Below are 14,231 nucleotides of genomic sequence, written 5' to 3'. Positions count from 1 at the left end.
CGTCACCGGGACGGCTCCGGCGCGTCGTCCCGGACGGAGCCGCTCAGCTGACGAGCTGCTGGGCGAAGACGTGGGGGGTGAAGCCGGTGAGGTCGCCGATGCCCTCGCCCTGGCCGACGAGCTTGATCGGGATGCCGGTCTTCTCCTGCACGGCGAGGACGAAGCCGCCCTTCGCGGATCCGTCGAGCTTCGTGATGACGAGGCCGGTGACGCCGGCGTGCTCGATGAACGCCTCGGCCTGGCTCAGCCCGTTCTGACCGGTCGTCGCGTCGAGCACGAGCAGGATCTCGGAGATCGGCGCCTGCTTCTCGATGACGCGCTTGATCTTCGTGAGCTCGTCCATCAGTCCGCCCTTGGTGTGCAGGCGGCCGGCCGTGTCGATGATGACCATCTCGACGCCGGTGTCCTTCGCGAACTGCACGGTCTGGAAGGCGACGGACGCCGGATCCTGGCGCTCCTGCTGCGGGCGGACGATCTGAGCGTCGGCGCGCTGCGCCCAGGTGGCGAGCTGGTCGACCGCCGCGGCGCGGAAGGTGTCGGCCGCACCGACCACGACGCTCCGGCCGTAGTTGCGGAGGAACTTGGCGAACTTGCCGATGGTCGTGGTCTTGCCGACGCCGTTCACGCCGACCACGAGGATCACAGCGGGGCGCTCGCTGAGCTTGAGGGTCGTGTCGTACTTCGACAGGCGCTCCTCGAGGGACTCGCGGAGCATCCGCTGCAGGTCGCGCGGGTCGGTGGTGGAGTAGCGGGCGACCTTCGCGCGGAGGTCGTCGACGATCTCCTCGGTGATGTCGGGGCCGAAGTCGGCGGTGATCAGGGCCGTCTCGAGGTCGTCCCAGGTCTGGTCGTCGATCGTGCGCTTCTCGAACAGGCCGCGCAGTGCGCGACCGAGCGACCAGGAGGTGCGTTCTGCCATGGGTCCAGGCTACCGGCGGGCGCGGGCGGGTGCCGGCTGGACGGGCAGGTGCCGGCGGGCCGGAGCGGGCTGCGCACGTGCGATCTGCAGGACCGACGAGCCCTCCGCCGCCGGTCTCGCGGAGGAGAGCGCTCTCCTTCTCGGAACCCCTGCAGATCGTCCCTGCACACCGCACGAGGTCCTGCAGACGGCACGAGGTCCTGCAGACGGCACGCGGGCCTGCAGACGGCAGGAGGTCCTGCAGACCGCACGAGGTCCTGCAGACGGCACGAGGTCCTGCAGACAGCACGCGGGCCTGCTGACAGCACGCGGGCCTGCAGATCGCACGGCGCGCCGCCGCCTCAGGCCGGCGGAGCGGCCACGCGCTGGCCGACGACGGCCGAGACGCCGTCCTGGCGCATCGAGACGCCGTAGAGGGCGTCCGCGATCTCCATGGTCCGCTTCTGGTGGGTGATGACGATCAGCTGGCTCGACGTGCGCAGGTCCTCGAAGATGCTGAGCAGCCGGCCGAGGTTGGCGTCGTCGAGGGCGGCCTCCACCTCGTCCATGATGTAGAAGGGGCTCGGCCGCGACTTGAAGATGGCGACCATGAACGCCACGGCCGCGAGCGAGCGCTCCCCTCCGGAGAGCAGCGACAGCCGCTCGATCTTCTTGCCCGCCGGCCGCACCGCGACCTCGATGCCCGTGGTGAGCAGGTTCTCCGGGTCGGTCAGCCGGATGCTGCCCGTGCCGCCGGGGAAGAGGACGGGGAACACGTCCGCGAACGCCGCCTGGGTGTCGTCGAAGGCGGAGGCGAACACCGTCTGCATCGTGTCGTCGAGCTCCTCGATGATGGTGAGCAGATCGCGGCGGGTCCCGGTGAGGTCGGCCAGCTGCTCGGTCAGGAACGCGTGCCGCTGCTCCAGCGCGGCGAACTCCTCCAGCGCGAGTGGATTGACGCGGCCCAGCTGCCCGAGCTGCTTCTCGGCCTTCTCGAGGCGGCGGCGCTGCTCCTCGCGGACGTAGGGCCGCGGCTCCTGCTCCTCGTCCGTCTCGTCGGGGACGCCGACTCCGGGACCGTACTCCTCCACCAGCACGTCCTCGGCGAGCCCGAGCTCGGACGCGGCGCGCTCGAGCAGACCGGTGAGCTGCAGCTTCTTCTCGTAGATCTGCAGCTCGAGGCCGTGGACGCTCTCGGTGACGGACTGGAGCCGGTCGCGTACGCTCCCCTCCTCGCGACGGAGCCCCTGCAGCTCGGCGTTCTGCTGCGAGCGCGCCGCCTCGGCCGCGACGAGCTCGCCCCGGGCCTGCTGGACGGAGCGATCGACGGAGGCGAGGACGGCGGGGAGCGCGGCGGTCACCTCGGCCGCCGCGTCGCGCCGGCGGCGGCGGATGACGGCGCGGCGCGCGGCCTCGTCGGCGGCGGCGCGGTCGGCGGCCAGCTGGCGGGCCAGCGCCTCCCCGCGGGACTGCTCCGCCCGCACCCGCTCCTTGGCGGTCTCGACGCCGAGCCGCGCCTCGATCTCGCGCTCGCGTGCGGTGTCGACGTCGCGCTGCAGGCCGTCGCGGGCGCTCGCGTCGAGCACCGGCCGGGGTCGGGCACGCGCGGCGTCGAGCGCCGACCTCGCCTCCTGGGCCGCGCGCTCGGCGTCGCCGACGCGCTCCGACGCGACCGTCAGCGCCTTGGAACCGCGGCCGTGCTCGGCGGTGGCGGCCCCGAGCTGGGCTCGCACGCCGCCCAGCCGCTCGGTGTGCGCGGCGCGGGCGGCGTCGTGCTCGCGGAGGGCCGAGAGGGCGCTCGCGGCCTGCTCCTTGGCCCCGCGGAGCGCGCCGGTCTGCTCAGCGACCTCGAAGCGGAGCCGGTCGATCCCGCCCTCGACCTCCTCCAGCCGGCCCGCTGCCGAGTCGCGCTCGGAGACGAGCTCGATGCGGCTGCGCTGCCCGCCGGAGCCGGCGCTCTGCACGACGTCCGACACGACGGCGCCGTCGCGGGTCACCAGGAGCGTGCCGGGACCGGCTTCCGGGCGCAGCCGCCGCGCCGCGGCGAGGTCCTCCACCACGAGCACGCGCTCCAGGAGCGAGAGGACACCGGTCGGCGCCGTGACGAGGTCGACGGCGCGGACCGCTCCCTCGGGGACGGCGAGCTCGACCGGCGGGCGGGCGGCGTCGGCGACGAGCAGCTCGACGCGTCCGAGATCGCGCTCCAGAGCGGCGTCCAGAGCCGCGTCGGCCCGGTCGGCGGATTCGACCAGCACGGCGTCGGCGACCGCGCCGAGGGCGGCGGCGATCGCGGCCTCGGAGCCCGGTCGCACCTGGATCCGCTCGGCGACCCGCCCGCGCACCCCGTCGATTCGCGCGGCGATCAGCTCGGCCGAGCCGTCCGAGACGTCCAGGGCCAGGGAGAGAGCGCTGGTGCGGGCCGCCAGCGCCTCGCGCTCGCGCTCCAGGGCGTGCAGCTCCTCGCGCAGCCGCTCGATCTCGCTCTCGGCGGCCGAGACCGCGGACTGGGCGTGCTCGTAGCCCTCGTCGAGGCTGCCGTCGGGACCCCGGCCCGCGTCGTCCAGCTCGGCCTCGAGAGCGTCGAGCGCCCGCCGCGCCGCCTCCTTCCGCCGGTCGGCCGAATCGAGGGTGTTCTGCGCGCGGAGGACCTCGCCCCGCACGGAGGCGAGACGGGAGGAGGCGGTGTCGGCCTGCCCGGAGAGGGTGGAGAGCTCGAGGTCGTAGCGCGAGACGAGGGCCGCCTGCGCGGCGATCTCCTCGTCGACCCTGTCGAGGGCTGCGCGGGCCTCCACAGTCCCGCGCTGCGCCTGCACCCAGGCGGCCTCCGAGTCGAAGACCGACTGGCGCAGGCGCTCCAGCTCGACCCGCGCCTCCTCCACCTGCGCCGGCGTGACGCGCGGCTGGATCTGCGGCTGCTCGGACTCCAGCTCGAGCATCGCGAGCCGCTGCCCGGCGAGCGCCGACAGGTTCCGCAGCCGCTCCTGCACCGACTCCAGCTCGAAGGAGGTGCGCCGCGCGTCGTCGACAGCGTCGCCGACCGCCTCCGCCTCGATCCTCGCGCGCCGCAGCGTCGCCTGCTCGAGCCGCTGCTGCAGGACGACCCGCTCGCTGTGCCGCTCGCTCTCGGAGCGCGCGAAGCCGCCCAGAGCGGTCCGGAGCGCGACGACGTCGTCGGCGAGGAGGCGCGCGCGGGCGTCGCGGACCACGGCCGCGATGGTCTGCGCCTGGCGGGCCACCGCGGCCTGCCGCCCGAGGGGCTTGAGCTGGCGCCGGATCTCGCCCGCGAGGTCGGACAGGCGGGTGAGGTTCGCCTGCATCGCCTCGAGCTTGCGGAGCGTCTTCTCCTTGCGGCGGCGGTGCTTGAGGATCCCGGCCGCCTCCTCGATGAAGCCGCGCCGCTCCTCGGGGGTCGCGTGCAGCACCGCGTCGAGCTGCCCCTGCCCCACGATGACGTGCATCTCGCGCCCGAGACCGGAGTCGCTCAGCAGCTCCTGCACGTCGAGCAGCCGGCAGCCGCGTCCGTTGATCGCGTACTCGCTGCCCCCGTTGCGGAACAGGGTCCGGGTGATCGTCACCTCGGTGTACTCGATCGGCAGGGCGCCGTCGGAGTTGTCGATGGTCAGTGCGACCTCGGCCCGGCCGAGGGGTCCACGGGTGGAGGTGCCCGCGAAGATGACGTCCTCCATCTTGCCGCCGCGGAGGGTCTTCGCTCCCTGCTCCCCCATCACCCAGGCGAGGGCGTCGACGACGTTGCTCTTGCCCGAGCCGTTGGGTCCGACGACGCAGGTGACCCCCGGCTCGAAGGCGAACGTGGTCGGCTGAGCGAAGGACTTGAACCCCTTGAGGGTCAGGCTCTTCAGGTACACCCGGCCGCCTCGCTCCCGTCCACAACGCCTCCACGGTAGCCGACGGCCGCCCCGGGACCGGGAGGCGGAGCCCGATCGGGCCGCGACGCCGGGCGGACGGAACGGGCCGGACGGGCCGCTCCCGGCGCTCGGGAGTGCACACTGGGGTGGTGAACCGCTCCTCCGACCCGACGCTGCGCGTCCGCGAGCTCGTGATCCCGAAGCGAGTGGAGGCGGCCGGCTGGGGCGACTTCCTCGCCTTCACCGCCATCGGCGACGCCGTCGAGGCGGAGGGGACCGGCACCGCGGATCTGGCGTTCCCCGCCGAGACGGGCCTCGGGGAGTGGCAGCAGCGCGAGCACTCCCCCCGCCGCGCCTTCCTCGCGGAGTCCGGCGGACGTCCGGTCGGCAGCGGCGAGCTGCACTGGAGCACCGCCCCGGACGACGAGGCGGCCTGGGTGTCGATCTCGGTCCTCCCGGCCGAGCGCGGGCGGGGAGTCGGCACAGCGCTGATGGAGCACCTGAGCAGCGAGGCGGCCGCGCTCGGCCGCCGGGTCCTGCAGACCTGGACGGCCCACCGGGCTGATGCGGCCGGCCCGCGGATCGCCGCTCTCTCGGGAGCCGGGTCCGTCCCCTCCGGCGACCCCGGGTCGCGCCGGCTCGCGGCCCGCGGCTGGACCCTGGAGCAGGTGGAGCGGGTCAGCGTCGTCCGGCTCCCCCTCGACGACGCGCGGACGGCCTCGCGACGGGCTGCCGCGGAGGAGCACTCCTCCGGCTACGAGCTGCTGCACTGGCGGGGCGCGACGCCCCGGGAGCGGATCGAGGACCTCCTCCTCCTGCGCACCCGGATGTCGGTGCAGGCCCCGTCCGCGGGCCTGTCGGTCCCCGAGGAGACGTGGACGCGGGCGAGGCTCGCCGCCCACGAGACCGGCGCCGCGGCAGGAGGGCGCATCGAGCTGACCTCCGCTGCGCTCGAGCGCGCGAGCGGCCGCCTGGTCGGCTACTGCACGGTCGACGTGATCCCCGGCCGTGCGGCACTCTGGGGCGACACCCTCGTCCTGCCCGAGCACCGCGGCCACCGGCTGGGGATGCTGCTCAAGCTCGACGCCCTCGAGCAGCTCGCGCTCACCGCTCGGGACTGCCGGGCCGTCTACACCTGGAACGCCGAGGAGAACCGCCCGATGCTCGCCGTGAACGAGGCCGTCGGCTTCACCCCCGTCGCCCACGAGGGCCAGTGGAGGAAGGAGCTCGCATGACCCCGCTCGTCGAGCCGGGACCACCGCTGACCGCCGCCGAGCGCGAGCGGTTCGCGCGGCAGATCCGCCTGGGGCCGATCGGGGAGCTCGGGCAGCGACGCCTCCGGAACGCACGGGTGCTGATCCTCGGGGCGGGCGGCATCGGGTCGCCTGTCATCACGGCGCTCGCCGCCGCCGGAGTCGGTCGGCTCGGCATCGTGGACGGCGACGTCGTCGAGCTCTCGAACCTGGCGCGGCAGACCGCCCACGACGACTCCTCTGTGGGCCGGTCGAAGGCGGAGTCCGCTGCGGCGACCGCGCGGCGGCTGTCCCCGGGGATCGACGCCCGCGCGTTCCCCGTCTCGCTGACCTCGGCCAACGTCGACTCGCTCGTCGCCGAGTGGGACGTCGTGGTGGACGGCTTCGACACCTTCGGCGCCCGCTACCTGGCCTCCGATGCGACGACCCGAGCCCGGGTCCCGCACGTCTGGGGGTCCGCGCTCGGCTTCGACGGCCAGCTGTCGACCTTCTGGGCCGCGGCTCCGGGCGGCGGAGTGACGCTGCGGGCGCTGCACCCCGAGGCCGAGGACGCGGGCGACAGCTGCGCGAGTGTCGGCGTGCTGGGCGCGCTCTGCGCGATGATCGGCTCGGCGATGGCGGCGGAGGTCGTGAAGCTCGTGACCGGGGCGGGCGAGCCGCTCTTCGGCCGCGTGCTGGTGCACGACGCCCTCGACGCCTCCTGGGCCGAGCTCCCCCTCGAGCGGCGGGTGCCCCCGGTGCCGGAGCGTCGGGCTGCGGCCGGGTCGATCACGGCGGCCCAGCTGCGCGAGCGGCTGGCCGGACCGACGCCCCCGACCGTCGTGGACCTCCGCGAGGACGACGAGGACCGCTCGGTGGCGGTGCCGGGAGCGGTCCGGATGCCGATGTCGCGCTTCGATCCCGCGGCGCTGCCGACGGGTCCGCTCGTGCTGCACTGCGCCTCCGGCGTGCGGTCGCGGCTGGCGGCGGAGCGGGCGGCAGCGGCGGGCGTGGCGTCCGATTCGCTCGACGGCGGGATGGCGACATGGGCGCGCTGAGCGCCCTCTGACGCGCAACGGCCTCCGGGTCGTCGACGGGGCCGTGTGCTCCGTCGCGGTCGACCGGGATCGGCGATGTCCGGTGCTCGTCCCGACGAGGAATCGTGCTTCCTCGCGGGATCTCGTCGAGCGCCGTCGGATGCTGAGAGGTGGCGCCGTGGTCACGGCCGCCGTTCCGAGGAGAGCATCGATGTCGTCCCACACCCTCCGCTCCGCACGGCGCGCGGCCCTCCTCGATCCGTTCGACCCCGTCCCGAGGCGAGCGGGGCGGTGATGCCGCAGTCCTGGAGCGCCGCCGAGAGACGGCTCCGGCGCCTCGGCTGGATCCCGCGGCGGCCACTCCCCCACGGTGCCGTCGTCGATGCGATCACCTCGCCCCGGCTCAGCCTCAGCCGTGCGTGGCTGCAGAGCGGGGAGTTCGAGATCCTCCCCCACCCCGGCCGGCTCCGCGTGCTGTTCAGCGCCGACGGGATCGGTCGCGTGAGGATCGGGGACGTCGACCACCGGCTTCCGCCCGGCAGCGCCCTGATGACCCGCGCCTCGACCGTCCAGTACGCAGCGGCGGTGAGCCCCTGGGCCCGCTTCGAGTGGCAGCTGCGTCCGTCCGTGCTCCAGGGCAGCGGGTTCTCCTCGATCATGGACACGGTGCTGGATCTGCCCGAGCCCTACTGGCGGGCTCTCACGGGTGCTGCGAACACGGTCCTCAACTTCGACGTCGAGCCGTCCGACGCGGCCTTCGAGCACTTCGAGATCGCGAGCGAGCACCTCATCGCCTCGGCGTTCTCGGCGCTCCTGCCCGCTCTCGACCGCGAGGACCGTTCCGCGGCGGGCGTCCTCGCCGCGGGCACGCGACTGATCGAGCGCCATTACCGCGACCGCTCCTTCACGGTGGAGACGCTGGCGGAGACCCTCGGAGTGTCGGTCAGCCACCTGCACCGCGCGTTCTCCTCCGCCGGCACCACCCCGCGTCAGCAGATCGAGCGGTGGCGCGCCTTCGAGGCGCAGCGCCTCCTCGACGAGCTCGGCTCCCGGTCGGGGGCGGACCTGGACCGCGTCGCGCAGTCGGCCGGGTTCAGCTCGCGCGTCCACATGCAGCGGACCTTCCGACGGATCGACGACGCGGGATGACGCCGACGGCGACGGAAACTCCACGGGCGGGCATCGAACGTCGTCGCACCCCGTTCCTCGTCGATCAGAGGTCCGGTCTTGGGCAGGATCAGCGCGTCGGACACCCCTGACACCTCCGACAGAGACGGACACCCCATGACACACATCGACTCAGTGGACCCGAGCGCAGAGCACTCCGGCACCCCGGACTCCTGGACCGTTCCGACCTCGGGGCGGCCGGCCCGCCGGACGATCGTGCAGGGCGCGGCGTGGACCATCCCGGTGGTCGCCGCCTCCGTGGCCACGCCCGCCTTCGCCGCTTCGACCCCCCTCGCGCTCGCCTTCGACGCCCCCGCCTACACCTTCGCCGCGTGCACGACGCGCAGCGTGTCGGTCCTGGCGACGACCGGTGGCACCCCGGCGGCGGGAGCCGCGGTCACCATCACGCTGCCCGCGGGCCTGACCAGCGGCGGCGCGCAGACCGTCTCGGCGACGACCGGCTCGGACGGACGGGTCAGCATCCCGGTCACGGCCGGCAACGTGGCCCAGACCGGCCTCACCCTCACCGCCGTCGCCGGCGCCACGACCGCCGGCGCGACGGCGAGCACCACGGCGACCGAGGGGAGTGCCATCCGGTACGTCCTCAACAACGAGGGGGCGTCGACGACGTCCAACGGCAGCGTCCCCTCGGGAGCCTCGCCCGTCGGACCCCGGCTGTACCTGACGGCGTCCGGCGATCTCTACCACAGCTCGACGAAGCTCGCGAGCGGCGTCACCAGTGCCCAGGGCTTCCGGGACCAGCAGAACCGCGACGTCGCCGATTTCGTCGCCGACGGGGTGTTCTACCGATTCGTCTCGGGAGACCCGGCACTGAGGGTCATCGGCACGGGCGTCCCGGCCGGCTCGACGGTCCACGCCCCGGCGTACTACGTCACTCCGTCCGGCGAGCTGCGGATCCCCGACGGAACCCTCGTCACCACGGGAGTGACGAGTGCGGACTCCTTCCGCGACGCGAGCAACCTGGACGTGATCGACGTCCTGACCGGAACCGAGATCGTCCGCTACATCGGCACGACGAAGAACCAGGTCGTCGCCACGGGTGTTCAGGCAGGATCGACCGTCCTGACGCCCGGGTACCACCTGACGCCGGACGGACGCCTCTTCAACGGCGGCCTCCTGATCACCACCGGGGTGACCAGTGCCGACGCGTTCCGCGATCAGCAGAACCGCAACATCGCCGACGTGATCCAGAACGGCGCGCTCGTCCGGTACGGCGTGTTCGCGGACGTGACCGCGCCGCAGACGCGGATCGCGTCCGGCGTGCCCTCCGACGCGACCGCCTACGCGCCGGACTGCTACGTGACGAAGGACGGCCGCGCGTTCAACGGCGGGCAGCTGATCGCCACGGGAGTGGCGTCGGCGTTCAGCTTCCGCGATGTGCAGGGCCGCACGGTCTTCGACACGATGACCAACGCGATCTGCCCGTGATCCGGTCGGTCGGCCGCTGAGCCGAGCCGAGGCCGCGGGGCCGGCGACGCGCAGGTGGGACGCGTCGGATCGTCGCGGTCCCCCGCTCTCGAGACGCGCTCGCCGTCGGCGGTCGAGCCGTCCGCAGCTGCGCCGGGGCGCCTGGATCACTCCGGGAGTCCCGGCGCAGCCGCGACCGATCACCACGATCTCGGTCCGCCTCCAGAGGATGGCGACGACCGTACGAGCGCCGGTGTCGGCGGGTCAGCCGCCGGCGAACGGCGGCAGGACGTCGACCGCGGAGTCCGGGCGGAGCGGGGTCGCCCGGTCCGCCGTCGACACTCCGTCGACGAGGTACGTGCACCGCGCGAGCACGTCGGCGGCCGTGGGCGCGGAGGCGACGAGGCGCTCCTCGAGCGCGCCGAGATCGGGCACCTCGTCGAGCTCGTCGGAGGGGCGGCCGAGGGCGGCCTTCGCCGCGGCGAAGTAGCGGACCCGCACGCTCACCCGCCGATCGCGCTCATCGTGCGCTCGGGCTGGACGAAGCCCACGACGTTCATCTCGTGGCCCGCGGGCTTGGCCCACATGGCGCCGCGCCAGAGCTGGGCGACCTCGTGGTCGTCCGCCCCCGCTCGCATCGGGCCGAGCAGATCGGTCTCCTCGTTCGAGAAGAGGCAGCTCCGGACGCCGCCCTCGGCGGTGAGCCGGGTGCGGCGGCAGTCGCCGCAGAAGTTCTCGGTGACGGAGGCGATGATCCCCACCTGGCCGAGCACGACGGATCCTCCGGCCTCGCGCACGTCGAAGAGCTCGGCCGGCGCTCCGTCGCGCGGGGCCGCGTGGGGGCTGAGGGTGAAGCGCTCCGAGAGCAGGGCGCGGATGTCCGCCGCCGTGATCATGGTCTCCCGGTCCCAGCCGTGGTCGGCGTCGAGGGCCATCTGCTCGATGAAGCGGAGCTGGTGGCCGCCCGCGAGGGCCCAGGCGAGCAGCTCCGGAGCCTCGAGGTCGTTGATCCCGGGCAGGAGCACCGCGTTGATCTTCGTCTGATCCAGGCCCGCAGGGCCGAGCGCGTCGATGCCGGCGAGCACGCGGTCGAGGAACGGCCGCCGGGTGACCTTCGCGAACGTCTCCGCGCAGATCGAGTCCAGCGAGACGTTGACCCGGTTCAGGCCGGCCTCGGCGAGCGCCACCGCCCGACCTGAGAGCCCGATGGCGTTCGTCGTGAGTGAGATCTCGGGGCGCGGCTCGAGCGAGGCCACGTCGCGGATGATGTCGACGAGGTCCTTCCGCAGCAGCGGCTCCCCGCCGGTGAAGCGGATCTGGCGGACGCCGAACTGCTCCACGGCGATGCGCGCCAGTCGGAGGATCTCCTCGCGGCTGAGGAGGGAGGCGGGCGGCTGGAACGGCAGGCCCTCGGCCGGCATGCAGTAGGTGCAGCGCAGATTGCACTTGTCGGTCAGCGAGATCCGCAGGTCGTCCGCGACACGCCCGTAGCTGTCGAGGAGGAGCGGGGTGGCGGGGCGGTCGGCCGGAAGGACCGCGCTGCGCTGACGGGGCCGGAAGCCGGGGATCCCCAGTGCTGTGCTCATCCGCTCACCCTACGCCGCGGAACCGGGCGCGACCCGGCAAGATGGACTCGGCCCCGCCGCCGGTCGGGCACCGCCGCTCGCGAGAGGACACGATGACCTCGATCGACCTGCACGCCGCCCGGGTGCGGGCGCTGCTCGCGCCACTGGCCACGCGGGGCGCCCGCGAGACGCTGAGCCTGGATCCGGTCGCCGTCGCCGCCGATCCGGGCGCGTACGACCGCCGGGTCCTCGCCCGCTCCGTCGACTCCCCGCTCGACCTGCCGCGCTTCGACAACTCGCAGATGGACGGGTTCGCGGTGCGGGCGGCCGACCTCGACGCGGCGGCCCCGGAGCATCCCGTCGCCCTGCCCGTCTCGGCGCCGATCCCCGCGGGCGACCGTGCGCCCCGGCACGAGCCCGGCACCGCGACCCCGATCATGACCGGCTCGCCGCTGCCGGAGGGGGCCGACGCCGTCGTCCCGGTCGAGCGCGTCGATCCTCCGCGCTTCCCCGCAGAGGGCAGCGTCGCCTTCGCGCACCCGGTGGTGCCGGCGACCTTCGTCCGCGCCCGGGGCAGCGACGCCCGTCGCGGCGAGCTCGCCCTCCCGGCCGGCACGGTCCTCCGCGCGGCCCACTACGGACTCCTCGCCTCCCTCGGGCTGACCGAGGCGGAGGTGCTGCCGCGCCTCCGGGTGCTCGTCGTGCCCACCGGGAACGAGATCCGACCGGCCGGCGCAGTGCTCGAGGAGGCGCAGATCCACGACGCCAACGGCGCCCTGCTGGCCGAGGCCGTCCGCGAAGCAGGTGCGCTGCCGACCGTCGCCGCTTGCACGAGCGACCGGGCCGGGGACCTCCTGGCGCTGCTCGAGGAGCACGCGGGCGCGGCCGACCTGGTGATCACGGTCGGCGGCGTCAGCGCGGGCGCCTACGAGGTCGTCCGCGACGCGCTGGGGCCGGCGGGCTCGGAGTTCGGCCACGTCGAGATGCAGCCGGGCGGCCCGCAGGGCCTCGGGCTCGTCCGCGTGGCCGAGGGCCTGCACCTGCCGATCGTCTCGCTGCCCGGGAACCCGGTGAGCGCCCTGGTCTCGTTCGAGGTCTTCCTCCGTCCCGAGCTGCGCTCTCTCGCGGGACGCGTGCCCGCCGAGCGGCCGCGGCTCCGTGCGCGCCTGGGCACGGCCCTCGATTCGCCCGCCCACCTGCACCAGATCCGCCGCGGGGTCCTCGACGACGAGGGCCTCGTGCACCCGGTGGGCGGGCCCGGCTCGCACCTGCTGGCGTCCTACGCCCGCTCCACCGTGCTCATCCACGTCCCCGTCGGGACGGACCACGCAGCGACCGGCGATGCGGTCGAGATCTGGAGGATCGATGACTGAGAGCGACCGGCTCACCCATGTGCGCGGCGACGGAGCCGTGCACATGGTCGACGTGAGCGCGAAGGAGGTGACGGCGCGCACCGCCGTCGCCGAGGGGTACGTCGAGACCTCGCCCGAGGTGGTGCGGCTGCTCGAGCAGGGCGAGCTGCCCAAGGGTGAAGCGCTCGGCGTCGCGCGGATCGCCGGGATCCTCGGCGCGAAGGCGACCTCGACGCTCATCCCGCTCTGCCACCCGCTGGCGCTGGACGGCGTCGACGTCGACCTCGAGCCGCAGGACGGCCGCGTCCGGATCGAGGCGCGCGTGCGCACGACCGGGCGCACCGGCGTCGAGATGGAGGCGCTGACCGCGGTCAGCGTGGCCGCCCTCACGGTCTACGACATGATCAAGGCGGTCGATCGCGGTGCCGTGATCACCGGTGTCCGGGTGCTCGCGAAGGCGGGCGGGAGGAGCGGCTCGTGGACGAGCGAATGAGTCCCGTGACGCGGCGGGCGGTGGCGGTCGTCGCCTCCACCCGTGCCGCCTCCGGCGTGTACGAGGACCGGACGGGACCGGCGCTCGAGGCGTGGTTCGTCAGCCGCGGCTGGGAGTCGCGGGTGGTCGTCGTGGCCGACGGCGACGCGGTGGGCGAGGCGATCTCCGACGCGATCGGCAGCGGAGTCGACGTGGTCGTGACCACCGGCGGGACGGGGGTCGCCCCGAGCGACGTCACCCCGGAGCAGACCGCCCCCCTCCTGGAGCGGCCTCTGCCCGGCCTGGCCGAGGCGGTGCGGGCCACGGGCGCCGCCCACGTCCCGACCGCCGTGCTCAGCCGCGGACTCGCCGGCGTCAGCGGCCGCACCGTCGTGGTCAACCTCCCCGGCTCCCCCGGCGGCGTCCGCGACGGGATCGACGTGCTCGACCCGGTGATCGGACACCTGCTCGACCAGCTCGGAGGCGGCGACCATGCCCGCTGATCCGGTCGCCCTCGCCCGCCTCGCGGCCGAGGCCATCACCGTCGACGAGTGCGAGCAGGCGGTCGACTCCCCGACGCACGGGGCCGTCGTGACCTTCGCGGGCGTCGTCCGCGACCACGACGAGGGCCGCGGCGTGCTCCGCCTGTCCTACGAGGCGCACCCGGACGCCCCCGCCGCACTCCTCGCATCCGCCCGCCGCATCGCCGAGCGGTGGCCGGACGTCCGGATCGCCGCCGTGCACCGGGTCGGCGACCTCGTGGTCGGCGACCTCGCCCTCGCCTGCGCCGTGGCCTCGGCCCACCGAGCGGCGGCCTTCGAAGCCTGCGCGGCACTGGTCGACGACATCAAGGCGTCGGTGCCGATCTGGAAGGAGCAGTCCTTCGTCGACGGCAGCTCGGAGTGGGTCGCGAGCCTCGGCTGACGGTGCTGGTCTCCGAGCCCGCCCTTGTCGGGCTCGGCGCGGTCGGCCTCTCGAGGTGGTTGCGATTCGTGGAGCGGGGAGCGAACGCCTAGATCGATCCGCTGACACGCGGATCGACCGTTCGGCTCGGGGGTGCGAGCGGAGGGTGGCTGCTCGACAGCGGGAGCATCCAAGCGGTTCCGAAGCATGAGCGGCTGCGGGAACGGGCGTCGGATGGCGGATCCGCCGGGGGGACGAGGGATGGGGCCGCGGAAGGACGGGGTGGGGAAACACGGGCGTCACACGGGTGG

General features: G+C 74.1%; 12 protein-coding genes. 8 read left to right on the top strand and 4 right to left on the bottom strand.

Going from position 1 to position 14,231, the window contains the following annotated elements:
- Window positions 1-43: 43 nt before the first annotated feature.
- Both ftsY and smc read right to left on the bottom strand, forming a co-directional pair.
- Window positions 44-919: a signal recognition particle-docking protein FtsY gene (gene ftsY, locus C5D08_RS04230; protein WP_068253475.1), complete on the bottom strand. Its 876-nt coding sequence runs from the start codon at window positions 917-919 to the stop codon at window positions 44-46.
- Between the two features lie 341 nt (window positions 920-1,260).
- On the bottom strand, window positions 1,261-4,764 hold the full coding sequence (gene smc / locus C5D08_RS04225; protein WP_104275980.1) for a chromosome segregation protein SMC: 3,504 nt from the start codon (window positions 4,762-4,764) through the stop codon (window positions 1,261-1,263).
- Window positions 4,765-4,913: 149 nt separating this feature from the next.
- Between smc and C5D08_RS04220 the strand changes: the two genes are divergently transcribed.
- The 4 genes from C5D08_RS04220 (at window position 4,914) to C5D08_RS04205 (ending at window position 9,649) form a co-directional block, all read left to right on the top strand.
- Entirely contained in the window at window positions 4,914-5,999 is a 1,086-nt protein-coding gene (locus C5D08_RS04220; RefSeq protein ID WP_146086116.1) for a GNAT family N-acetyltransferase, read from the top strand.
- Window positions 5,996-7,054: a ThiF family adenylyltransferase gene (locus C5D08_RS04215; RefSeq protein WP_104275978.1), complete on the top strand. Its 1,059-nt coding sequence runs from the start codon at window positions 5,996-5,998 to the stop codon at window positions 7,052-7,054. The genes C5D08_RS04220 and C5D08_RS04215 overlap by 4 nt, the downstream gene beginning before the upstream one ends.
- Window positions 7,055-7,327: 273 nt before the next feature.
- On the top strand, window positions 7,328-8,182 hold the full coding sequence (locus tag C5D08_RS04210; RefSeq protein ID WP_181110194.1) for an AraC family transcriptional regulator: 855 nt from the start codon (window positions 7,328-7,330) through the stop codon (window positions 8,180-8,182).
- A gap of 135 nt (window positions 8,183-8,317) precedes the next feature.
- Complete coding sequence (locus tag C5D08_RS04205) at window positions 8,318-9,649, top strand: hypothetical protein (RefSeq protein ID WP_104355580.1); 1,332 nt, start codon at window positions 8,318-8,320, stop codon at window positions 9,647-9,649.
- A gap of 243 nt (window positions 9,650-9,892) precedes the next feature.
- On the opposite strand, the gene C5D08_RS04200 is transcribed toward C5D08_RS04205, so the two are convergent.
- Both C5D08_RS04200 and moaA read right to left on the bottom strand, forming a co-directional pair.
- Window positions 9,893-10,135 carry a MoaD/ThiS family protein gene (locus C5D08_RS04200; protein ID WP_104275975.1) on the bottom strand — a complete coding sequence of 81 codons (243 nt, stop codon included), beginning with the start codon at window positions 10,133-10,135 and terminating at the stop codon, window positions 9,893-9,895.
- The gene (gene moaA / locus C5D08_RS04195; protein ID WP_104275974.1) at window positions 10,132-11,214 is read right to left on the bottom strand and encodes a GTP 3',8-cyclase MoaA; all 1,083 of its coding nucleotides are present in this window, start codon (window positions 11,212-11,214) and stop codon (window positions 10,132-10,134) included. Before moaA ends, C5D08_RS04200 begins: the two co-directional genes overlap by 4 nt.
- A 92-nt stretch (window positions 11,215-11,306) precedes the next feature.
- Here moaA and glp point away from each other — a divergent pair, with 92 nt between their 5' ends.
- The 4 genes from glp to C5D08_RS04175 are packed head-to-tail and all read left to right on the top strand — an operon-like array spanning window position 11,307 to window position 13,941.
- Window positions 11,307-12,566: a gephyrin-like molybdotransferase Glp gene (glp, locus tag C5D08_RS04190; RefSeq protein WP_104276076.1), complete on the top strand. Its 1,260-nt coding sequence runs from the start codon at window positions 11,307-11,309 to the stop codon at window positions 12,564-12,566.
- On the top strand, window positions 12,559-13,038 hold the full coding sequence (gene moaC / locus C5D08_RS04185; RefSeq protein ID WP_104275973.1) for a cyclic pyranopterin monophosphate synthase MoaC: 480 nt from the start codon (window positions 12,559-12,561) through the stop codon (window positions 13,036-13,038). The genes glp and moaC overlap by 8 nt, the downstream gene beginning before the upstream one ends.
- Window positions 13,023-13,520, top strand: coding sequence for a molybdenum cofactor biosynthesis protein B (locus tag C5D08_RS04180; protein WP_258067286.1), 498 nt, complete (start codon window positions 13,023-13,025; stop codon window positions 13,518-13,520). The genes moaC and C5D08_RS04180 overlap by 16 nt, the downstream gene beginning before the upstream one ends.
- The gene (locus C5D08_RS04175; protein WP_104275971.1) at window positions 13,510-13,941 is read left to right on the top strand and encodes a molybdenum cofactor biosynthesis protein MoaE; all 432 of its coding nucleotides are present in this window, start codon (window positions 13,510-13,512) and stop codon (window positions 13,939-13,941) included. The genes C5D08_RS04180 and C5D08_RS04175 overlap by 11 nt, the downstream gene beginning before the upstream one ends.
- The last annotated feature ends 290 nt before the right edge of the window (window positions 13,942-14,231 follow it).

The sequence above is a fragment of the Rathayibacter sp. AY1B6 genome, assembly GCF_002932755.1.
Taxonomy (GTDB): Bacteria; Actinomycetota; Actinomycetes; order Actinomycetales; family Microbacteriaceae; genus Rathayibacter.
This window is presented reverse-complemented; position numbering and strand designations above follow the sequence as displayed.

Bases quoted from the DNA above. Each gene is read 5' to 3' on its own strand.
- C5D08_RS04175 (WP_104275971.1), top strand. From the start codon at position 13,510: ATGCCCGCTGATCCGGTCGCCCTCGCCCGCCTCGCGGCCGAGGCCATC.
- moaA (WP_104275974.1), bottom strand. From the start codon at position 11,214: ATGAGCACAGCACTGGGGATCCCCGGCTTCCGGCCCCGTCAGCGCAGC.
- C5D08_RS04215 (WP_104275978.1), top strand. From the start codon at position 5,996: ATGACCCCGCTCGTCGAGCCGGGACCACCGCTGACCGCCGCCGAGCGC.
- glp (WP_104276076.1), top strand. From the start codon at position 11,307: ATGACCTCGATCGACCTGCACGCCGCCCGGGTGCGGGCGCTGCTCGCG.
- ftsY (WP_068253475.1), bottom strand. From the start codon at position 919: ATGGCAGAACGCACCTCCTGGTCGCTCGGTCGCGCACTGCGCGGCCTG.
- moaC (WP_104275973.1), top strand. From the start codon at position 12,559: ATGACTGAGAGCGACCGGCTCACCCATGTGCGCGGCGACGGAGCCGTG.
- C5D08_RS04205 (WP_104355580.1), top strand. From the start codon at position 8,318: ATGACACACATCGACTCAGTGGACCCGAGCGCAGAGCACTCCGGCACC.
- C5D08_RS04210 (WP_181110194.1), top strand. From the start codon at position 7,328: ATGCCGCAGTCCTGGAGCGCCGCCGAGAGACGGCTCCGGCGCCTCGGC.